Consider the following 21,840-nt stretch of genomic DNA (forward strand, 5'->3'; position numbering starts at 1 on the left):
CGCAGGCGTGCCGGGGCACGTCAAGGGAAAGTGACGCAGCAGGGAGCGAAAAGGCGGTAAAAGATGCACTTCAGCGAGTTTTCAGACACAACCTAATGCGAACTGTGGTTTGTTCAACTATTGTAACCAATCCACCTTGGATATTAAAGGATCAACTTCTTCACTCGCTCACTTAGCCCAGCTTCTGCCGCTCTTTGCGGGACACAGACAACGGCTCCATATTAATCAGACCTCGATCTGACAGAGCCAGCGCCATTTTGTAGAAAGCACGCGTACGAATCTTCGTATACGTATCCTTGCTGACAGGCGGATCAAACACATGGTTATATACTTTATAGTCAAACACATCATCGTCTTTCAGATATCGTTCGCATACGAGTACACGTTCCTTTTCACTCAGGCGGGACACCACAAAATCAATCGTATCGCAGTATGCCTGACGCGCACGCTGCACATCAACATTGTAAATCGCCGTTCTGGCCGTGGAATCCCCCGTCACATTGGTTGCACCATGGAAACGCTCGGCATAACTTGCCGTCACCATAACCTCTCGTTCTTCAAATGCAATCGTTTTATAGATTCGATATTTCTCCAGCGCAGCTTCAACAGCCGTTTGCGTTTTGCGTCGGTCCAATTCGGGCAGCATCAATTCCATATTTATCTTCCTCCTTCAGTATTTTTTACTCCATTCATATCTCTCACTCTATCATTCACGTCATGTTGTTTTGCTATCGTTCTTTGCACGATGGCAAAACGCTCTTATTCATAGAGTTGTCCAGTTTCCTAAATAAATAACGACATGTCTTCAATTTCCCGCTGTTGCCTTTTGGAATCACTCCAAATGGGTATAATCCGGGGAATTTCCTTCTTCAAAGGGCGATTTCTTAAACTCCAACCTGTGTCAATGTTACATTTTGTTCGTATAGTGTTCGTATTTCTATTTGAGGATACCACTTTCTGGAGATCGGAGTAAACCTTCATTTTGGTTCGTTTTGACGATAAAATAAAACCTTCGCTCTCATTTCCTATGCCTTTTGGCATAATTGTTTCATATCTCTTTACCTAATGGTATATATACGTTATAGTACTGTTTAATTAATGAACTTCCGTATAAGTCATTTGATTTTTATAAGTTAAGATTTGGATTAGATATGCACGTTAACGGAGAGGACAGAAAGAACCTGAAGAAGCGAAGCGTTCGCCTTTATCACCGAAATTCCACCCATGAAGAAATACATTCAGGAAATTCGGGGATAACAGCGATCGGAAGGTTGTTCTGTCATCGAAGTGATCTGTGCAGCACAAGCTCTCTTAATTTATAATTCAAACACTTGTACGAATCAAAGGAGTTGGCATACATTGTGGAGCACGCTTTTGGTCCTTATATGAAACAACTGCGCGAGCAACAGGGATACAGCATCAATCAGCTCGCCGAAGCAGCCGGAATAAGCAACTCACAGATTTCACGTATTGAAAATGGGGTCCGGGGTGTGCCCAAACCAGCGACCATCCGCAAGATTTCAGATGCACTCTCGGTGCCCTATACAGAAATGATGAAGCAGGCTGGTTATATTGAACCTGGGAGCGCCACTGAACTTCAGGAAGTACCGGAATGGGCTACATACAAAGACCGTCGTGATTTCAAAAAGATGCTGGAGGACGATGATGATCTGATGTTTGACGGCATTCCACTCGATGAAGATGACAAGAAACGAATCAAGGATGTACTGACAGGTCTGTTCTGGGAAGCCAAACAGATGAACAAACGCAAAAAGACAGACGAATCGGACAATCGCCCATGAGGCACGACGAACTGAATTTAATGAAGCAGCAGGTGAGATCATATGGATGACATCGTAACAAAGCTGATTCGAAAACACCGGACCAACTGCCCTTTCAGCATTGCCCGCGCGGTTGGAATACAGATTCGTTTCACCAATTTGGGAAAATCCACCAAGGGACTGTACTTCCGCAAGCTCCGGCGCAGGTTTATCGTCATACACAATGATTTGCCGCCGGAATGGCAACGGTTCGTGTGCGCCCATGAGCTTGGCCATGACCGGCTTCATAAAGGAATTAATCGATTTTTTCTGGAGGAACATTCCTATTTTGCTCCAGGCAAGCTGGAAAGACAGGCTAACCGTTTTGCCATTCAGCTGCTAACCTCCGGAGTGATGCCTGAACCGGATGAATCCTTGGAGAAATTTTGTTTACGTACCGGACTGCCACGTGAAGTGCAGCATTTTTTTTACACCATTTAAGAACATATGTTCCTTACGAAGATTATATTTTCCAATAGCAGATTTACATGTCACTTTCAGGTTACTTATTTTTACGTGATTCGCGAGATTTCCTAATAATAGTCTGTTAAAATACTATATGAGCTATGTAAACGCTCAAGTAGATTATTATTTTGGGAGGTTTCGGATTCATATGAAAATCTGGAAGAACTACGTTTCACTTCTGCTAACGGTCTGTTTGCTGTTTGGCAGTGTAGGTATTGCCGCGGCTGCAACGGACACCACTCCGGGCACAGGCAAACACATTACCATTCTACATACGAATGATACGCATGCCCGTGCAGTTGAATCTTCACCTGCCATGGGTTTTGCCAAAGTAGCTGGAATCGCTGACAAATATCGTAGCGAAAACCCGAACACACTCCTGCTGGATGCTGGAGATGCTGTACATGGTACAACTTTTGCCACTCTCGTTAATGGTGAGAGCATCGTGAAAGTCATGAATGAAATGGGATACCAAGCCATCGTACCGGGTAACCACGAATTCAACTATGGTTCGGATCGCCTGATCGAACTGGCAGACATGATGAACTTCCCCATGCTGAGTGCCAACGTGAAGAAAAAAGACGGAACACGTCTCTTCGACCCTTACCTCATTAAAGAGGTGGATGGTGTGAAGATTGGTATCATCGCTTTGACTACACCGGAAACGTTGTACAAAACGAATCCGAAAAACGTAGAAGGTCTTGATATTACAGATCCATCTGCGGAAGCCAAAGTGCTGGTAAACGAAATCCGTAGCAAAGTAGATGTTGTTGTTGTACTGGGACACCTTGGTCAAGATGCGTCCAGCACGGATACCAGCTTTAAAGTCGTTAAAGAAGTTCCTGGCATTGATGTATTCATCGATGGTCACAGCCACACTGTACTGCAAGATGGCCTTGTATCCGATAATGGAACATTGATTGCAAGTGCAGGGGAATACACCAACTATGTAGGTGTCATCGATCTGTGGGTAGACGGTGGTAAAGTAACGAAGAAACAAGCAACTTTAATTGATGAAACGGAAGCAAAAGACATCAAACCGAATGAGAAAGTTGCAACTCTCGTAAATTCTATTCAAAAAGAACAAGAACCGATTTTGAAAGAAGAAGTAGCCAATACAGCTATTCTGCTGGATGGTAAACGTGAACAAGTACGTGCAGGTGAAACTAACCTGGGCGACCTGCTTGCAGACGCCATTCGTGATGTCAGCAAAGCCGATATCGCCCTGACTAACGGTGGTGGTATCCGTGCTTCCATTGAAAAAGGGATCGTAACCAAAGGTGATATCATCACAGTGCTTCCTTTTGGTAATCAAGTGGTAACTCTTGAAGTGAAAGGGTCCGATATTCTGGCAGCCCTTGAAGTCGGTGTAGCTTCCTATCCGGAACCAAGCGGTGGATTCCCGCAAGTATCTGGAATCAAGTTCAAAATCGACACTTCCGCTGCTGAGGGTAGCCGTGTACATTCCGTGACTGTTGGCGATAAAGCCCTTGATCCGGAAGCAACATACACGCTGGCAACCAATGATTTCACAGCTGTTGGTGGTGACGAATACACCATGTTTGCCAAATACCCCACAACAGGTATGTATGGCGCGCTGGACGAAGCATTGATCAATTACATGCAGAAGCTTGGCGCAGTAAACATCAAAACAGATGGTCGGATCAGTGAAGCAAAAAAACCTGCAGTAGAGCCGGAAACTCCGGCAACAGAAACACCAGTTCCAACCAAGCCACAACCAGAAAAACCAAAACCGGAAAAACCGGTTAAACCAACACCAAGTAAACCAGCTCCAGCCAAACTGCATGTTGTGAAATCAGGAGATTCCTTGTACTCTATCTCCAAACAATACGGCACGACTTGGCAGGCATTGCAAAAGCTCAACAATATCAAAAATCCACACTGGATTTATCCAGGTCAACAATTGAAATTGCCTGCAGCTTCTTAAGCTCAGCAAAGTGTATATAGGCATGACCGCTTATATGGTGCAACCACCACATAACAAATCTATCTTGCCATAACAAAAAGGGTGTCCCCAAGCCAGATTACTGGTTGAGGGACACCCTTTTTTTGTATTCCAGTTTTTAAACAGCAATCCATACCAGGTACTTGAACATTTCGCGCGGACATACAATGCTATTCTTGACAATCACCTGAGGCAAAAATAAATCCCAGCCCGGACTTTACGGACCAACTTTATCATGTGCCTTTGACACCGAACTATACTAAAACTCTCCGGAATTACCGTGTTCATGCGGTTATTGTACATTAAATTTCGACATCTCTGTCTTCTCAAAATTGCATACTTGCACATAAATCTGCCCTGAGCATGTTTATCTTCAAATCCTTAATCATAAAATCATTTGTATACTGAATACAACTATCCAAATTTAGTTATTTCGTATGATATTACTCATAAAATCATACCAATTTGTATGCCAATAGCCCTCTTTTTCATGCTCACAATGGAACTTCAGCAATCAAAATCATCTACCGCATTATATTCGGTACTATTATATAAACTCATATAATCAGCGAATTTCTTGAATCTAGGAAGTGAGCTTTTCCCTCACATAACGCACAGCCTCCTGTGCCGTTAACCCGATTCGTTTTGATTCACCTGATGCTGCAAGTGCGTGTGATCCCAGTTCGACCTGCCCTTCTGCTGCTCCTCGGCCAATAACGATCTGCACAGGCAATCCGATTAGCTCCGCATCCTTGAATTTCACACCTGGTCGTTCATCCCGGTCATCGACCAATACCGTGTAACCGCCATCGATTAATTGTTGTTCCAGTTCCAGGGTGAGTTGACGCTGCTGCTCATCCTTCCAGCTTACCGGGATCAAATGCACATCATATGGCGCCACAGCGGCAGGCCATCTTATGCCTTCATCTCCTGCATACTGCTCAGCTATAGCGGCCATCAGGCGGGATACGCCAATGCCGTAACATCCCATGACAGGCGCACACTGGCGACCATTACGATCCAGGAATGAAGCGCCCATGGCATCACTATATTTCGTTCCCAATTTAAAAATGTGTCCAACCTCAATGCCTTTGGTAAAACCAAGTGGTGATCCACATGTCGGACAAGCATCCCCTTCAGCAGCAAAGCGAATTCGTTCTACTCGCTCCAATGCAAAATCAATGCCTGGGCGTACGCCGGAAACATGCATATCCACTTCATTGGCTCCTGTGATTGCACTCTTCATCACTGCCACGTCAGCGTCTACCACCATCGGCAGATTCAGTCCAATCGGACCCAAAAAACCTACCTTCAGATTCGGATGTGCCGCAATGGCCGCATCGTCTGCCAGGATCAGTTCCTTTGCACCCAACACCTGCTTCAATGCGATGTCATTCAATTCATGATCTCCACGTACAAGGGCAGCAACCAGCTGACCGTCTGCCAGATAAAGCAGCGTTTTGATCATTTGTTCAGCACCTTTACCCACAAAGGAGCTTAACTCTGCGATCGTACGAACGCCAGGTGTCGAGATGCGTACTACGTTTCCCGCTCCTGAATGCTCATCCGTTTGAAGAGCGGAGTCTGCACTCGCAGAGTCGGCTGGAACTTCCAAGTTTCCTTCTTTTTTCTCCGTATCTCCTGAAGTCTGATAGCCAGCTTTCTCCAGATTCGCAGCATATCCGCAATGTTTGCAAGTTACAATCGTGTCCTCACCCACATCAGCAAGAGCCATGAACTCGTGTGTTTCCCCTTGACCGCCAATCGTTCCTGCGTCCGCCTCAACACGGATATAGTCCAGACCACAACGCTCCAAAATGCGACTATAAGCTGTGTTCATCGCCTGATAGGTACGATCAAGCTCTTCCCAATCGGAAGCAAAAGAGTACGCATCTTTCATGATAAATTCACGACCGCGCAGCAATCCAAATCGAGGACGGCGTTCATCCCGGAACTTGGTTCCGATCTGGTACAGTGTGAATGGCAGCTTACGATACGAGTTCACCTCATCTCGCGCTAACGCAGTTACAACTTCTTCATGTGTTGGTCCAAGAGCAAATTCTCGTGCATGCCGATCCTTCAGACGCATTAATTCAGGACCATACTGTGTGTACCTTCCGGACTCTTCCCACAGTTCGGCTGGCTGCATAATCGGCAGTAATACTTCCTGACAACCGGCACGATCCATCTCTTCTCGAACGATCCGTTCAACGTTCAACAATATACGGCGTCCAAGAGGTAGGTAACTGTAGATCCCTGCTGCCAGTTGGCGTATCATACCGGAGCGCAGTAACCAGCGATGTCCTGCCGCATCTGCCTCCGCTGGTGCTTCACGTAATGTTGGAACAAGCATTTCACTTTGACGCATCTGAACACACTCCCAATCTTCCTTTTTTTATCAAAATACGGCGTGTAAACAGCAAAAAGACACATCCGTCAAGGGACGAATGTGTCGTGGTACCACCCTTGTTTAACTGCAAATTAATCCGTTCGCAACTTATGCGATCTGTAAAATGTAGTCCTACGGGGCATAACGGGCCCTGCCGGCGGATGTTGCAACCCTGAATGGGTATTCTCTTCCGCAGCTCGCGAGGTAGGAATTACGAAGCAGCTACAGGAACCTTACACCACACAGTCCCCTCTCTGTTGAAGCTGACTTGCACAATCATGTCCTCGTTATAACGCTGTTATCATTTTTGATCACATTAGTGCATTTACAAGTAATTGTCAACATACCGTGTTAACATAAAGTACAATGAATTCGGTAGCGATGGCTGACATGGCAGCACGTTCCCTGTAATATAGAGAAATAGAAATCTACCACAGGTATTAATTGATAAAGGAGCTTGTCCTATGCCATATATCATATATGATCTTGAATTCACGGTAAGCCGCAATACTCGCTATTCTTCTGAAATTATTGATATCGGTGCCGTCAAAGTTACGGAAAGTGGGGATGGGTTGGCCGTAACGGATACGTTCCATACGTATGTTCGTCCTTCGAACAAGTCTGTTCTGTCCACTGACACGATTCAATTTACAGGTATCACGCAGAAAGATATTGATGCAGCCCCACTTTTTCCGGAAGCATTGAACCAATTCATTGCCTGGATGGGAAGTGACCCCTATTACATGTGTTCCTGGGGACCCGATGACCGCAGCAAATTGATCTCTCATTGTCGCACCCATCAACTTGATGTGGCCTGGATCACCAATCATAACGATCTCCAGCAACAATGGTCGCGCACCGTTCGCAAAGAAGGCAAGTTCCGTCAACTCGGTCTCGCTCAGGCTCTTGAAATCTGTGGCATTGAATTCGATGGTACCCAGCACCGCGCATTGGATGATGCCATTAATACAGCCAAGGTATTTATGCATCAATTCGACCGATTCACGCTGGAAAACAACTGTGCAGCCGATGATGAAGGCATTACATCCAAGGTTGTCTATTCCAGCTCTACAGAAGACGAAGAGAAAGAATCCCCATTCGGCAATCTGGCAAACCTTTTCAAAACCAAAGAGTAGTCGTCCACAGCACGGCATCTAATCGTGTTTTGCGTTAGGATAGATGGCATTCTAGTCTCAACTTCTATTGTACATTTGTTGCCAACGGTTCAGGCGTTCTTTCATCTTGATGCGGCAGATCTCAGGCTCGAGAATTTCCGCATCAGGTCCATATTTAGAAATCCATTCGATAAATTCCTCAGCATCAATTAATATGGCTTCATATAACAGGCTACCTTCCGGTTCTATGGTTAAGATGGGGCGTATATAGAATTGCTCCTGCATCACACGCTCTACAGCATGGGGTGCAAATCGAATTTTGAACGCAGTCCACTCCGTACTTCCCTCGTATGCCAAAGGAATGCGGAAATGTGATTGTATCAGATAATCCTCTTTGCGAAACGTACGTGGCAATATCCGTATCCTTTGCAACCGGCTTACCTGAAATACTCGGAGTTTCTCGGACAGGTGACAATACCCTAACAGCTCAAATCTGTATTCTTGCGGGATAAGACAGTAAGGATCTATGCGTACAATCCCTTTTTTACCTTGAGACAGATACTCCCCTTCAATGGTGTTCTGTGAAATGCCAGCCTGAAACAAGGCAATCAGGGATTGATTCTGTGAATCGTTGTTTTCATTGTGCCATGCGGGCAATCCCAATTTGAATAATCCACTAATTTGTTCCGACCATTCCACGCGTTCTGTTTTGTTTTTCTGACTCGCAGCAACCACTTTCTCATAGGCGCTCTCAAAAGCAGGTTTCAGCAAAGGACGAATATTCTCCATAACTTCAGCAAGATGCATGAAAGCCTGGGCTTCTTCATCAGTCCAATTAAGCGGATACATGGCAAAATGGCTGATAAACATGTACCCTTGTCCGTGTCCCATATTGGCGATCGGGATATGCATTGCACTGAGGGCCTCCATGTCACGGTATATCGTCCTTTCCGTCGTCTCGCATCGCTGGGCAAGCTCACGAGCCAGAATGCCCGGCTTGGCTTGTACCAGCGTGATAATGCGCATTAATCGGATTAGTCGGTCTGTCATTTTGCCGGACCCTCCACGATGTTGTTTCAATAAATTCAGTACAACTCCATCCATTTTTATGATTATGTGTTGTTTAGTACATTCGACTTATTGCTGAACTTCACCTTCATAATAAATATATGTAGAAACGTCCTCTCTCCTACCCTTACCACCAGAACTCAATCTTATTCACCTAACATAGTTTTTTCACGATTATGATACGCGGTCGTAAACGTGATTTCGTAATGATACCGTAGCTTCTCGACGATCTCGGCTTCTGTGTAATAATCCAGATCCTGCTTGCGCGCAGCTTCAATTAACAGAGCATCTGCATGGCGACGCAACATATGACTCCCCTCTTGAACCCGGCCTCTTTCATAAGCACGCAAGGCTTGCTTAATCAGTGGTACGGTTTCATTTAACTTGATGGTCTTTTCCACCTTCGGATCTTCCGGCTGTCGCAGCATGCCGAGATGACTGGTGTACTGAATATACAACTGCTCTCTCCGTAACAATACGCGTTGACTTTGCTTCAACTTCCTTGTACTCCAGTAGGCTGAACATACCGCTGCTTTTCCAGATACATGGGGTCCCATGACGAATTCAAGCAAAATTTGTTTGCTCTCCCCTTTGTACACATCACCAAGCCTAAGTAACCAACCAATATCCGTTTCTTTGGAGCGACATCCATAGATCCCTTTGAGTTGTACCCCATATTCCGGTTTGAGCAAAAGTTCCAAATCTCTTGATACAATTTTGGGTGCTATTTTCCTAAGTCTTTTGGCAGGGGCACCGTTACGCCACTCTACCATCATATATACGGGGTCGGCTCCCCCTGTCGGTATGGCCTCTTTATTCCACGAATAAGATACTTCAAAGACTGAGTTCACTGGTAGTCTCTCCCCCGATTTATGTGTATTATCTTCTAAGTTATCAGGGTGAATGGACACTATATTGTCACGGAACACATGTTCTCATTAAATTTTTCCAATATATTAGTTTCTCCTCCCCAAATCCGCCTGAATACGACAATAAACGACGAAAAAGCCTGGCGCTATGCCAAGCTTTTCAATCACTTATCTATGACAAGTCCCAAATCAAACAGTAGGATGACTAATTCCCATTTTGTGTAAATATTGTGTGCCATCCGCTTTGGTTACTGGAGCATAGGTGACACTGTCAATGACCAGCTTACGCCCTACTGGCTCTCCGTTAACAGTGATCATGATTGTTTTGGTTGATGGGTTCTGATCTGTTGTATACATATGTTTTTACTCCTTCATGTTCACGATCTTATATTCAATCGGATATATTGGTATCGTTCATTAAATTGCGTATTTGTGAATAGCATGCACCCGGAACTGAAGTAAAAGTTCTGTTAAAACGGTCCGGTGTGCTTGCCTATCGTTCTATTACCCCACAGATTTATATGCTAAACAGCCCTGTTCCTAAATCATTTTAAATATTTCGGGTAATAAAACGATATCATCTTGAACCCATCGTCCCGATTTTGACGTATAATGTAAGAGCCGTATTTCAACAATAGACGACGATTTCGGCGATTGATCGAACTAACCGAAGAAAGAGGTGTTAACGATGCCAAAATCCATTCAGGGTTATTTCATTCGGGTGTTATTCACCACATGCATTCTATTTACCGTTTCGATCGCTTCGACAGTAAGTGCAGCCAGTGCCAATATTTTTACGGATATATACAGCGGCTGGGAACGAGTCTCCGAACTGCCTGGAGAAGTGAACGCTCTGCAGGAAAGTTATAAACAAACGATGGAGCAATTAAATCAAACGTCCGCTCAGTTGGGACAAGCCCAGGCGAATGTCGAAGCATTTAAGACCCAGAACGAACAGCTACTGGCTCAGAACCAGAAACTTACTGAAATGGTAAGTAAATTGCAAGATGACCAGAATGCCAAAGCGGCTGCCAGCAAACGAATTCAGACGATGATCATCACGGTCGTTTCTCTCATATTGGGTTACTTTGTTCTGATTCGTGTGATGCGTTGGGGAATGCGTCGCCGTTCAGGCCGAGTATAAAAGAACAGGAGCAACTGCATGAACATACACCTGAACAATGCTGAAGCAGGCGGAGCTGGACAAGTCGTCACATTTTCACTGATTAAAGATGACCGCCTTCATATCTTGCATCCACAGCAAATAGTGGCCTTCCGCGGTCCAAGTGGGAGCCGCAATGATAAATTCATGAATATCACGGGCATATATCGCAAAAAAAAGCTGATTAAATCCGAAATTACCGGACCTTGCCAATTTGTGGCTGCCCTGCCTCCCGGATTCACTATGAAGGAAGTGGAGCTCACGGAGGACAGTGATCTGCTCTATGACTTCCGCCACCTGTTCTTCTACTCGGATGGTGTAACCATGCATACCAAAATTCAGAAAATCAAAAATATGCTGATTACCCGTGATGCAGTGAAAATGAAATTTTCTGGCAAAGGTAAAATCGGATTGCTCACTCAAGGCCAGGTCTGCCAACAGGAACTTCACCCAACAGCACCGCTGTATGTGGATGCCGGCAGCATCATTGCCTATCCTGAAAATGCACATCTGGAACTCACAGTATATGGTAACAACCTTGCAAGTCAGCATATGAATTATCATTGGAAGATGACAGGACATGGATCTGTACTCTTTCAGGCTGGACGTGAGAATCGCCGCTTGGAACAGGATCTCAACGATGAAGGACTGTTCAAACGAATTCTGAAAGAAGTTATCCCTTTTGGTAATGTACTGATCAAATAAGCTGTTAGTTGATGTAGCCGACCTATTATCTGGCACTATGCTCCAGTGGGGTGGTCACCACGCGGTTTCATGTTATAATGGTTCAGACAATTGAAGAAGAAAATCCATGCCGATGGCATGGGAGAGGTTCGCGAACTCCCTCTATAAGACTTGACCATGTGATGGTCAGTATAAGTCTTGCGTACACATTACTTAACGTAATGTACGTAAAAAACTAAGGACACTTGCTCAAGGCTGCTTTTTTGAAGCGGTTATCGAGAAGGTGTGTTTTTTGATGGATGCCAGTTCATGAACTTCTCTGTTCTTCCGACACTCTATGCCTACGCGCATGGTTTGATCTCAAGAAGATAGAGAGGTTTTTTTATGTTGAACGAAGAAAAAGCAGTCGTTGTATTCAGCGGCGGTCAGGATAGTACCACGTGTCTGTTCTGGGCAAAACAACAGTTTGCCGAAGTCGAGGTCGTTACGTTTGATTACGGTCAGCGCCACAAGCTGGAGATTGAATGTGCATCCGAGATTGCTCGTGATCTGGGCGTACAGCAAACCGTACTCGATATGAGCCTGTTAAACCAGCTTGCACCCAATGCCCTCACTCGCACGGATGTGGAAATCACACATGAAGATGGCGAACTGCCAAGTACATTTGTGGATGGACGGAATCTGCTGTTCCTCAGTTTTGCAGCCATTATGGCCAAACAAAAAGGAGCTCGTCACCTGGTTACAGGTGTATGCGAGACGGATTTCAGCGGATATCCGGATTGCCGGGATTCATTTGTAAAGTCGATGAATGTGACACTTAATCTGTCGATGGACTATCCATTTGTCATTCATACGCCGCTCATGTGGCTGGACAAAGCCCAAACGTGGAAGATGGCAGATGATCTCGGTGCCTTTGAATATGTCCGTGAGCGTACCCTGACCTGTTATAACGGCGTGATTGGCGATGGATGCGGAGAATGCCCTGCTTGCAAACTGCGCAAAGCCGGACTGGATCGTTATGTACAGCAACGTACTGCTGCTGAATCGGCGGGAGTAGATGTACGATGAGAGAGCCGGGAACATTCCGTATTGTGGAACATCTGCAACGCATCGGTGAAGATATTCTACCCACCCAGCTGCGCTATCACCGCAAACGTGTGCTTGTAAGCAAAGAATTCACCTTTGACGCTGCACATCATCTGCATTGTTATGAAGGCAAGTGCAAAAACTTGCACGGTCATACGTATAAAGTGATATTTGGCATCAGCGGTTATCCGGGTGAAACCGGGCTGACGGTTGATTTTGGACATATCAAAGATATATGGAAAACTCAGATTGAGGGCTATCTAGATCATCAGTACCTCAACGAGACACTTCCTTTAATGAATACAACGGCTGAAAATATGGTCGTGTGGCTGTTCGAACAGATGGAAAACGCGCTCCAGACGGAGCCCTATGCCGGGCTGACAGACGGCGGACGGACAGAGTTTGTAAGGCTCTTCGAGACACCAACCAGTTACGCGGAAGCGAGACGGGAGTGGATGATCGATGAGTAGTGTTCAGAGTCCTTCGCGTGAACGCAACCAAGAGGCTCGCATCCCTGTGATGGAGATTTTTGGCCCGACGGTTCAAGGCGAAGGCATGGTCATCGGGCAAAAAACGATGTTTGTTCGCACCGCGGGCTGCGACTATCGCTGCTCCTGGTGCGACTCGGCCTTTACCTGGGACGGCAGTGGCAAGGACCAGATTCAGATGATTACGCCGGAGGGCGTATGGGATGAATTGCGCCGCATTGGCGGCACACGTTTCTCCCATGTCACCATCTCTGGCGGTAATCCCGCCCTGCTCGCTTCGCTGGGCGGATTGGTTGCCCTGCTGCGGGAGAACGGCATCCGCACCGCGGTGGAGACGCAGGGCTCCCGCTGGCAACCTTGGCTGACGGACATTGACGAAGTCACCGTCTCGCCCAAGCCACCCAGCTCCGGCATGGACACCGATTGGGCCGTGCTGGATGATCTGATCGGACGGTTGGCCGCTGGCCCGGTAGAACGAAGTCATAGTCTGAAGATCGTAATCTTCGATGAGACAGACCTGGACTATGCCCGCCGTGTGCATGCACGATATCCGGGCACGGATCTATTTTTACAAACCGGGAACCCGGATGTGACTTCCGCCGATACGCCAGATCTGGCCTCCTCGCTGCTAGCTCGTTATGAGTGGTTGATCGACCAAGTCAGTGCATCTGATGACCTGAATGAGGTTCGTGTGCTTCCACAGCTTCATACGTTGGTATGGGGCAACAAACGCGGCGTCTAATGGGCATTATGGGTGAAATGGGCGGCATGATGTACGGATGAGAACGAAATGTCCTCAGACAATGAAGTGAATTCAACAGGCAAAATGGCCTATTCATATATACCGCGAAGCTTCGGGCTTTGACGGAAACAAGGAGCGTTTAATAACCGATGAGACAACCTGATGAGATGCAAGATGTGACGTTGCTGGGCAACCAGAACGTAAAATATACGTTTGAATATGATCCGGGCATTCTGGAGAGCTTTGATAACAAACATCCGTACCGTGATTATTTTGTGAAATTCAACTGTCCGGAGTTCACCAGCCTGTGCCCGATTACGGGTCAGCCAGACTTTGCAACGATCTATATTAGCTACATTCCTGATATCAAAATGGTGGAGAGCAAATCACTCAAGTTGTACCTGTTCAGCTTCCGCAACCATGGTGATTTCCACGAGGATTGTGTGAATATCATCATGAACGACCTGATCAAGCTGATGGACCCGCGCTACATCGAAGTATGGGGCAAATTCACACCGCGTGGTGGTATTTCCATTGACCCTTATACAAACTATGGTAAGCCGGGAACCAAGTACGAGCAGATGGCCGACCACCGTATGATGAATCATGATATGTATCCGGAGACGATTGATAATCGTTAAAGTAGTCAGGTTCATGCAATCTGTATAAAATAGAATCATAGAACGCCAAAAGCCGAATTCTGCTATATAAGTTGAACTAAAGATTATTTACACTGACACTACGCTGACAGAACAACCTTCCAATCGCTGTTATCCCCAGATTTTTTTCCATTCCCTTTCTTATAAGGGGAAAATCCGGGGATAAAGGCGAACGCTTCGCTTTTTCAGGTTTTTTCTGTCCTCTCCGTTATCGTGTAAATTATTAATTCAGCTTATATAGCTTAAGAAGTTCGGCTTTTTAGTATAAATCTGTAGAACCTCAGTGTCTCAATCCTAAGCTTGGAGACACTTTCAAGTAGACTGATCGTCCTTCAGTTTTTTTAATTTTTTAATGTAATGTCTCAACATCAGCACACCAATCGATTGAAAAATGATAAATATGACGATAGCAGCAGATAGAGATTTCGATGCAACATAGATAGCCTGAAACGTGATTACAGCCATATATAAAATGGTCATCACCAGTTCACGTTGAGCTGATTCATAAGGCGATAAGGATTTCATTTTCGTCCCTCTCCTTTCCTTTTCACGCTTAAATATGGGATTTCTTAATATAAAGGCTAAAGTAATACATTTCTTTTGTAAATGTACGTTTTCTCTTGTTCCCCTTGTCGGCCCAATCAATCTATCCTATTATGTAACAATATGCTTACATGCATAGAATACAACATCAGGCGCTGATCCCTCGTGACCGCGACCAAAGGAGAATTGTACATGTCTACACAAAACTCATTAACCAAGGACGCCACAGCGCGTTCGAAAGCCCCACCCGGATTGGATGCCCAAAGCACCGTTTACCGGATACTTATTGCGATTAGTCTGGTTCATCTGTTCAATGATTCGATCCAGTCGGTCATTCCAGCCATCTTCCCGATTCTGAAAGACTCGATGCATCTCACGTATACTCAGATCGGATGGATTTCTTTTGCAATCAACTTTACCGCATCCATTATGCAGCCTGTCGTAGGCTGGTTTGCTGATAAAAAACCGACACCATCTATCCTGCCCATTGGCATGGGTTTTACATTTACCGGCATGTTGCTGTTGGCCTTCGCTGACAGTTATATGGCTGTCCTGATATCCGTTATCTTTGTCGGTCTGGGTTCTGCCGCTTTCCATCCGGAAGGTTCGCGGGTATCCCATATGGCTGCCGGTCAGCGTCGTGGACTGGCACAGTCCATCTTCCAGGTCGGCGGTAACGCCGGGCAATCCCTTGCCCCATTGCTTACACGCTGGATCTTTATCCCGTTCGGACTGTTCGGTGCCATTGGATTTACAGGCATTGCTGCCATGGGAATTGCCGTTCAGATCTATATAGCCCGTTGGTATGGCCGCATGCTGCAATCTGGAGGATACCTGCGTAGACAGGCTGCTGCCCGTCGTGCACCCAATCCTGCTTTACGTAAAAAGATTACTGCAGCCATTACGCTATTGATCTTGCTTGTCTTTGTTCGTTCCTGGTATATCGCTTCCATTGGCAGCTTCTACGCGTTTAATCTGAAAGATACTTTTGCATTATCCACAGAGGATGCGCAGATCTATATCTTCCTATTCCTGGCTGCGGGAGCACTCGGTACGTTCTTCGGAGGACCTCTTGCGGATCGATTCGGCAAACGTAATCTGATCTTCCTGTCCATGGCCGGAGCTGCTCCACTTGCTCTGTTGTTACCTTATGCGAATCTGTTCTGGACAGGTGTACTGCTAACCATTATTGGTTTTATCATGTTATCGAGCTTCTCGGTTACGGTGGTATATGCGCAAATGCTGATTCCGGGCAAAATCGGAACGGTTTCCGGTCTGATCACAGGTCTGGCATTTGGTATGGGGGGCCTGGGTGCACTCGTGCTAGGGAACTGGATTGACGTTTTTGGTGTATCACCTGTGATGCAGATGTGCAGCTTCCTGCCCCTGCTCGGGATCTTCACATTTTTGCTTCCATCCGATAAATTACTGAATATCTGGGCCAAAGAAAACGGTAGCGAAGAATAAGGAATACTTCACTTACACGTGGCATCATGCCATTTATACGATTTTATGCTGCGCTAACGAACCTGACAGTTCTTATTTGAACGAATACTGCCGTTTTCGTAACCTAAAGAATCTGAGCAACGCTTTCTCCGAGTAAAAGGCCGAAAACCTTGGAATATGCGTGTGAAATGAGTAAATAACGTGTCTGAGATTCTTTAGAAATCAGGATGAGTGAATTATCGCCAAATAGTGTCTGCTGAGTTCGTTAGATATCACTTCGTCACCTACATTTGCAGTTAAATAAAAAGTTTGAACCATAACAAAAGGGGTTCTTGCCGACTCTGTATGCACAGACTGGCAGGAACCCTTTTTCTATAATTGTTTTTCCCCTCATTAAGCTTCAAACGTTTTATTCCACGTCACACATGACAACGCTACTACCTTGAGCTAAAATAAGTTCCTTCACATCTTCAAACTCAAGGAATACCGTCGCCGTATTTTCCATGGGATGAATTCCGATTTTCTGACCAACTATATCCTTGTCAAAGACAACGGTCACGTTTTTCTGTATGTTATTGAAAACCCCCATTGGATTTACATGGCCCTTTTCCAATCCGAGGAATTCCAATAAATCCTTTTCGCTGGCAAAACTTAGTTTGCGGCTAGGTATCTTCTCGCTTAAACTTCTCAAATCAACTGACTTCGTTCCAGCAATCGTCACCAGATAATAGTTGCGCTTCTTGTCATCACGCAGAAACAGATTTTTAACGATATGTTCTGTATGTGGAATCTGATAAGAGAATATTTCCTCCATCGTATATACTGCGGGATGTTCAACACTCTCGTAAACGATATTATTGCGATTTAAAAGATCATAGAAACCCTGTTTGTTTAACATGTCAAATTCATCTCTTTCAATGAAGTATTCTTCTGTAATATTACTTCTTCTCTAATATTTATTACTTCAAGCGCTGAAGGATCAGACGTTTTTTGTACAGCATTTTACCTGCTTCAGCTACATCACGGATCGTATTTTTGTTACTCACGGAACCAAACACCATGCCGGCAATCGGCACGAGTTGGAACAGCTTCTTCCAGCCAAAAGATTCACTGTAGGAGTTAAATACTTCTCGCCAGCCCTGCATCTGTGATACCACTTCAATAGGCTTGTCCGGATCGTCGTAAGCGGCCAGTTCTTCAATAATCGCTTTCTTGCCTACAATATCGGCGGAAGAGAATTGCAGACATTTGACGATAAAGATACGCTCCAGCGGTTCGTCTGGATCATAGCCGTAACATAGTGCCATCTCTTGCAGTACTTTCAGAGAAAGCCCCATCACCATGGGAATATCTGCTGCAATAGTTACAATGCCACCAAACCCTGTAGCTGCTCCCTGCGCCGCAGCAAATTTGGTTCGGCTCTCGGTAATGTTATCAGCCACCTGGTCCAGCACTTGAAGTGGCAGATTCTCCACACTATGAATCTTCGCTGTCCCCTCCGCTTCAGCTTCCTGCTCCAGACGATAGGTCGTATCTATCATGGAATAACCGGACTTCTCGGCTTCCTCTTGCAGCAGCTTGGCTACTTTTTTCTTCTGTACGAGGAACTTGCCCCCATTTTGCACATACTGCCCGACGTCGTTCAGGGAATCCCCAATCTTCTGTTTTAACGCTTTAGGCATCACTTTATCCAACATCGCAAAGGGCAAACGCCCAATTTTATCCCATATAAACAAGTCCTTCTGTTGTTTTTCCCATTTCAAAATCTGTTCCAGTTCCTGGTCCAATGTCTCGCGTGAATCCATATATGATCCTCCTAATAGGTTGTTCATTGTAATCTGTATCTTTTTCATACGCAGAAATTATCGTTGTGGTTGCTTTGTTTTATATCAAGACATCGATACGCAGACTGCTCTTTCTTATCGTTTACATACGAAAGAGTCCCTAATCAGCACCATTCGCTAATTAAGGACTCTCGTATTAAGGTGCACTACATCTTATTTCGCTTCTGCTACTGCTTTCCCATCCGGTACCGGAATACCAAAATCAGGTGTGCCATCTTCACGCCAGCGAATCACTTGAGCACGGGCGTGACGGTTTGGATCATACAACGGATCGCCCTCGATATCTTTGTAATTACGCGCATGATAGATCAAGATATCCGTCTTGCCATCCGGTGACACGGTAAAGCTGTTATGGCCCGGACCATACTGCCCATTCGCTTCACAGGTCTGGAACACCGGCTTGGGTGACTTCACCCAACTCGCCGGATCAAGCAGGTTGGCATCTTCATCTGCGGTGAGCAAACCCATACAATAATTGTAATCGGTCGCGCTCGCCGAGTATCCAATGAATAACCGTCCATTGCGATGCATCACCGCTGGGCCTTCGTTCACTTTAAAGCCGATGATTTCCCAATCATACTCCGGTGTAGAGATCATGACCTGTTCGCCGCGTAGCGTCCACGGGTTTTCCATTTCGGCAATGTACAGGTTCGAGTTACCTACAATATCAGGATCTTTCTGTGCCCAGACCAGATAGCGGATTCCCTTATGTTCAAAGGTCGTTGCATCCAGTGCGAATGATTCCCACCGTGTGTAAATCTGTCCCTTTTCAACCCACTCTCCTTCGAGTGGATTCTCGGAATCGTTCTCCAGAACATACATCCGATGATCGAACAGGCCTTCGTTGGTCTCACTGGTGTGAGCCGCAGCGTAATGTATGTACCATTTGCCATCGATAAAATGAATCTCCGGTGCCCAGATGTTGGCACTCATCGGCCCCTTATCACGCTTGGTCCAAGCCGTTACCGGCTCAGCATCTCTTAACTCTTCCAAAGTCTTTGCTCGTCGGATCTCGATCCGGTCAAAGGCTGGTACGGAAGCGGAAAAATAATAGTAGCCGTCTGTATGACGGTAGACCCACGGATCAGCACGTTGCTCCAGAATGGGATTAGTAAAGGTAATAGAATCAGTCATGGGAATGCTCCCCTTTCAAATGTTGTTTGGCTCGAAGTTGGGGATGTAACGCATACGAGAAAAGAACAGGCAAGACATGGTGCACAGCGGACGTTCGGGGGTGGTAGGGCCTTGGTGCTCTCTTGTCCTCCGATTTCTTTTTTCACCGCTCCTGGCGGTTGAAATCGGATACCAAACTCACTCCTGCGGCTCCTTCCTCCCCCTCACTGCTTGTGCACCTTTGGTTCAGCAGCTCGGCTCTTTTCGCGTTCGCTGAGTTACACAACCTCACTTCGAGCCTTATATTGGCTCGATCTAATGGGGTTGACCGCTTTGCAGGGTTAACTCTCCCCATGTATACAGAGCTGGCCGCAGAGCTATAGGCCAGCTTTTACTGCATAGCGGACGTTCGGGGGTGGTAGGGCCTTGGTGCTCTCTTGTCCTCCAATTTCTTTTTCCACCGCTTCTGGCGGTTGAAATCGGATGCCAAACTCGCTCCTGCGGCTCCTTCCTCCCCCTCACTGCTTGTGCATCCTCGGCGCAGCAGCTCGCTCTTTTCGCGCTCGCTGGGTTACACAACCTCACTTCGAGCCTTTTTGTTGGCTCGGTCTAATGGGGTTGACCGCTTCGCAAGGTCAACTCTCCCCATATTTATTACATGTTTGGCCGTAAATACAGGCCAGTCAGATGTATCTTGAGTGGCTAAAGGCAGTAATACCTTGGCGTTAACGCGCCTTAACAGGAAAACTTTGGCATACACAGCGGACGTTCGGGGGCAGCAGGGCCTTGGTGCTCTCTTGTCCTCCAATTTCTTTTTCCACCGCTTCTGGCGGTTGAAATCGGATGCCAAACTCGCTCCTGCGGCTCCTTCCTCCCCCTCACTGCTTGTGCATCCTCGGCGCAGCAGCTCGCTCTTTCGCGCTCGCTGGTCGCTCCCCTTACTCTTCAGCTGCGCTAATCTGCTTGCCCCAGACCGCTACGCCGTGGTCATCGAAGCCTGTTAACACCAGCGCAGGCTGGCTTCGCTCCCAGTCCCATGACGGGAGCAGCTTCAGCTCTTCTGTGGAAGCTCCGCCCCATGGGCTTTCTTTCCACTTCAATGTCAGTGTTTGTTGGCCATCAAACGTCCAGGTTCCAGAACCGTTTTCGCTTTTAATTTTACCGTTGCTTGTTAGGGTATAAGGCACCGCCTGTATCTGCCCGTCCACGGACGGATCAAGTGCCATGCCTTCCCACTCCCCGGCAATCATGGACTTCGGTATATCCTGTGCTGTCTCACCGGCGTACCGTTCAGGTGAAACCACAGGCCAGCCGTCCTTCGTCCATAACATTTTGCGTACATGCAGATATGGCCAGTTTTTATCCGTCTCACCCCGAGCATGATGCACGATATAATAATCGTCTCCGTCCTTCAAAACGGAGTTATGTCCGGGCGCTACCCAGCCCTCACCTTCTGTGAAGCGATAACCCCCCAGAATTTTGGTGCCGATCTCATATTGAGGCAGATGTTCTGTATCCAGCATGTTCATGCCATTCATGTCCGTGTACGGTCCTGTGATTGAATCGGCACGCGCAACCCGTACGTTATAATCTTCAAATAAGGAATCATAGGAGACGAACAGATAATACTTTTTGAACTCCGGGTTATACACAATGTATGGACCTTCGACTGCACCCTCTTCGGTTGCACGATCCCGTGCAGCAATGCGGGTACCATAACCCTCGTCCTTGAATTTTCCGGTATCCGGATCGAGTGGGGCAATATAGATGCCATCAAAAAACGAACCATATACCATCCACGAATTGCCCTCGGCATCCACAATGGGATTGGCATCAATGGCATTCAGTTTATCCTGTTCATTCGCAAGGGTTTTCACAACCAGTCCTTCATCTGTCCATGGCCCTTCGGGAGATGACGATGTCTGAAGACCGATGGCCGACTGGGTACTACCGAAACTGGATGCCGAATAGTACATCCGATAGGTGTCACCAGCCTGAATCACATCCGGTGCCCACAGGTTCACTGCACCTGTCCAATCCAGCGCTTCTTGCGGAATGCCTGGCAGAGCCTGGCCTACCCATGTCCAGTGGATCAGATCATCCGATTTGCGTACCATGACGCCGGGTTTCGGTTCTCCCGCTACACGAACGTCTGTGGAATAGACGTAGTAACCCTGGTTTGTTTTGATAATGGCTGGATCATGCGCATTGTTTACCGTCCAACGGGATTCGTCATCCAATATGGAGGTGTTATACAACAGCGTATCTTGAGGAGCTTCAGGAAAGACCGGACGGGACACCGTTTCTCCTGCTCCAGAACAACCCGTAGCTCCAACAATCATCATCAGCAACATGGAAGCAACCACCCCTCTCTTCGAAAA

Annotated in this window: 21 protein-coding genes; 11 read left to right on the forward strand and 10 right to left on the reverse strand. The window is 46.5% G+C overall.

What is annotated here, in order from left to right; all coding sequences use genetic code 11:
- Positions 1 to 172 precede the first annotated feature (172 nt).
- Positions 173 to 655, reverse strand: a complete 483-nt coding sequence (locus AB4111_RS10320; protein WP_017690187.1) for an ArpU family phage packaging/lysis transcriptional regulator — start codon at positions 653 to 655, stop codon at positions 173 to 175.
- A 703-nt stretch (positions 656 to 1,358) separates the two neighbouring features.
- Between AB4111_RS10320 and AB4111_RS10325 the strand changes: the two genes are divergently transcribed.
- The 3 genes from AB4111_RS10325 to AB4111_RS10335 all read left to right on the forward strand — a co-directional run bounded on the left by AB4111_RS10325 (position 1,359) and on the right by AB4111_RS10335 (position 4,233).
- Positions 1,359 to 1,802 (forward strand): helix-turn-helix domain-containing protein, encoded by a 444-nt coding sequence (locus tag AB4111_RS10325; protein ID WP_339240212.1) that lies wholly within the window; start codon positions 1,359 to 1,361, stop codon positions 1,800 to 1,802.
- A 42-nt stretch (positions 1,803 to 1,844) separates the two neighbouring features.
- On the forward strand, positions 1,845 to 2,261 hold the full coding sequence (locus AB4111_RS10330) for an ImmA/IrrE family metallo-endopeptidase (RefSeq protein ID WP_339240211.1): 417 nt from the start codon (positions 1,845 to 1,847) through the stop codon (positions 2,259 to 2,261).
- Between the two features lie 172 nt (positions 2,262 to 2,433).
- Positions 2,434 to 4,233, forward strand: coding sequence for a 5'-nucleotidase C-terminal domain-containing protein (locus AB4111_RS10335; protein WP_253431378.1), 1,800 nt, complete (start codon positions 2,434 to 2,436; stop codon positions 4,231 to 4,233).
- A gap of 601 nt (positions 4,234 to 4,834) precedes the next feature.
- On the opposite strand, the gene AB4111_RS10340 is transcribed toward AB4111_RS10335, so the two are convergent.
- Positions 4,835 to 6,619: a proline--tRNA ligase gene (locus tag AB4111_RS10340; RefSeq protein ID WP_442031435.1), complete on the reverse strand. Its 1,785-nt coding sequence runs from the start codon at positions 6,617 to 6,619 to the stop codon at positions 4,835 to 4,837.
- 485 nt (positions 6,620 to 7,104) lie between these two features.
- Here AB4111_RS10340 and AB4111_RS10345 point away from each other — a divergent pair, with 485 nt between their 5' ends.
- A complete protein-coding gene (locus AB4111_RS10345) occupies positions 7,105 to 7,776 on the forward strand; it encodes an exonuclease domain-containing protein (protein WP_442031436.1) in 672 nt (223 codons plus the stop codon).
- Positions 7,777 to 7,833: 57 nt separating this feature from the next.
- Here AB4111_RS10345 and AB4111_RS10350 read toward each other — a convergent pair whose 3' ends face one another.
- The 3 genes from AB4111_RS10350 to AB4111_RS10360 form a co-directional block, all read right to left on the reverse strand.
- A complete protein-coding gene (locus tag AB4111_RS10350; RefSeq protein ID WP_442031437.1) occupies positions 7,834 to 8,805 on the reverse strand; it encodes a helix-turn-helix transcriptional regulator in 972 nt (323 codons plus the stop codon).
- A 164-nt stretch (positions 8,806 to 8,969) separates the two neighbouring features.
- On the reverse strand, positions 8,970 to 9,674 hold the full coding sequence (locus tag AB4111_RS10355; RefSeq protein ID WP_253431366.1) for a hypothetical protein: 705 nt from the start codon (positions 9,672 to 9,674) through the stop codon (positions 8,970 to 8,972).
- Between the two features lie 207 nt (positions 9,675 to 9,881).
- Positions 9,882 to 10,049, reverse strand: coding sequence for a hypothetical protein (locus tag AB4111_RS10360; protein WP_442031438.1), 168 nt, complete (start codon positions 10,047 to 10,049; stop codon positions 9,882 to 9,884).
- A gap of 331 nt (positions 10,050 to 10,380) precedes the next feature.
- On the opposite strand from AB4111_RS10360, the gene AB4111_RS10365 reads away from it, so the two are divergent.
- From AB4111_RS10365 to queF, 6 genes are all read left to right on the forward strand, one after another.
- The gene (locus tag AB4111_RS10365) at positions 10,381 to 10,836 is read left to right on the forward strand and encodes a hypothetical protein (protein ID WP_253431362.1); all 456 of its coding nucleotides are present in this window, start codon (positions 10,381 to 10,383) and stop codon (positions 10,834 to 10,836) included.
- A gap of 18 nt (positions 10,837 to 10,854) precedes the next feature.
- Complete coding sequence (locus AB4111_RS10370) at positions 10,855 to 11,559, forward strand: AIM24 family protein (protein WP_253431360.1); 705 nt, start codon at positions 10,855 to 10,857, stop codon at positions 11,557 to 11,559.
- A 366-nt stretch (positions 11,560 to 11,925) separates the two neighbouring features.
- Entirely contained in the window at positions 11,926 to 12,606 is a 681-nt protein-coding gene (gene queC / locus AB4111_RS10375) for a 7-cyano-7-deazaguanine synthase QueC (RefSeq protein WP_442031620.1), read from the forward strand.
- A complete protein-coding gene (gene queD, locus AB4111_RS10380) occupies positions 12,603 to 13,094 on the forward strand; it encodes a 6-carboxytetrahydropterin synthase QueD (RefSeq protein ID WP_253431357.1) in 492 nt (163 codons plus the stop codon). The genes queC and queD overlap by 4 nt, the downstream gene beginning before the upstream one ends.
- Positions 13,087 to 13,854, forward strand: a complete 768-nt coding sequence (queE, locus tag AB4111_RS10385; RefSeq protein ID WP_442031439.1) for a 7-carboxy-7-deazaguanine synthase QueE — start codon at positions 13,087 to 13,089, stop codon at positions 13,852 to 13,854. The genes queD and queE overlap by 8 nt, the downstream gene beginning before the upstream one ends.
- 149 nt (positions 13,855 to 14,003) lie before the next feature.
- Positions 14,004 to 14,495, forward strand: coding sequence for a preQ(1) synthase (gene queF, locus AB4111_RS10390; protein WP_017690202.1), 492 nt, complete (start codon positions 14,004 to 14,006; stop codon positions 14,493 to 14,495).
- A gap of 330 nt (positions 14,496 to 14,825) precedes the next feature.
- Here queF and AB4111_RS10395 read toward each other — a convergent pair whose 3' ends face one another.
- On the reverse strand, positions 14,826 to 15,038 hold the full coding sequence (locus AB4111_RS10395; protein WP_442031440.1) for a hypothetical protein: 213 nt from the start codon (positions 15,036 to 15,038) through the stop codon (positions 14,826 to 14,828).
- Between the two features lie 210 nt (positions 15,039 to 15,248).
- Between AB4111_RS10395 and AB4111_RS10400 the strand changes: the two genes are divergently transcribed.
- The gene (locus AB4111_RS10400; RefSeq protein ID WP_442031441.1) at positions 15,249 to 16,523 is read left to right on the forward strand and encodes an MFS transporter; all 1,275 of its coding nucleotides are present in this window, start codon (positions 15,249 to 15,251) and stop codon (positions 16,521 to 16,523) included.
- 388 nt (positions 16,524 to 16,911) lie between these two features.
- Here AB4111_RS10400 and AB4111_RS10405 read toward each other — a convergent pair whose 3' ends face one another.
- The 4 genes from AB4111_RS10405 to AB4111_RS10420 form a co-directional block, all read right to left on the reverse strand.
- The gene (locus AB4111_RS10405; RefSeq protein ID WP_442031442.1) at positions 16,912 to 17,400 is read right to left on the reverse strand and encodes a prolyl-tRNA synthetase associated domain-containing protein; all 489 of its coding nucleotides are present in this window, start codon (positions 17,398 to 17,400) and stop codon (positions 16,912 to 16,914) included.
- Between the two features lie 61 nt (positions 17,401 to 17,461).
- Positions 17,462 to 18,307, reverse strand: coding sequence for an EcsC family protein (locus AB4111_RS10410; protein ID WP_442031443.1), 846 nt, complete (start codon positions 18,305 to 18,307; stop codon positions 17,462 to 17,464).
- A 192-nt stretch (positions 18,308 to 18,499) separates the two neighbouring features.
- Positions 18,500 to 19,480: a glycoside hydrolase family 43 protein gene (locus tag AB4111_RS10415; protein WP_442031444.1), complete on the reverse strand. Its 981-nt coding sequence runs from the start codon at positions 19,478 to 19,480 to the stop codon at positions 18,500 to 18,502.
- A 917-nt stretch (positions 19,481 to 20,397) separates the two neighbouring features.
- Positions 20,398 to 21,813, reverse strand: a complete 1,416-nt coding sequence (locus tag AB4111_RS10420; RefSeq protein ID WP_442031621.1) for an arabinan endo-1,5-alpha-L-arabinosidase — start codon at positions 21,811 to 21,813, stop codon at positions 20,398 to 20,400.
- Between the last annotated feature and the right edge of the window lie 27 nt (positions 21,814 to 21,840).

The organism is Paenibacillus sp. 2KB_22 (assembly GCF_052115745.1).
In the GTDB taxonomy this organism is placed as follows: Bacteria; Bacillota; Bacilli; order Paenibacillales; family Paenibacillaceae; genus Paenibacillus.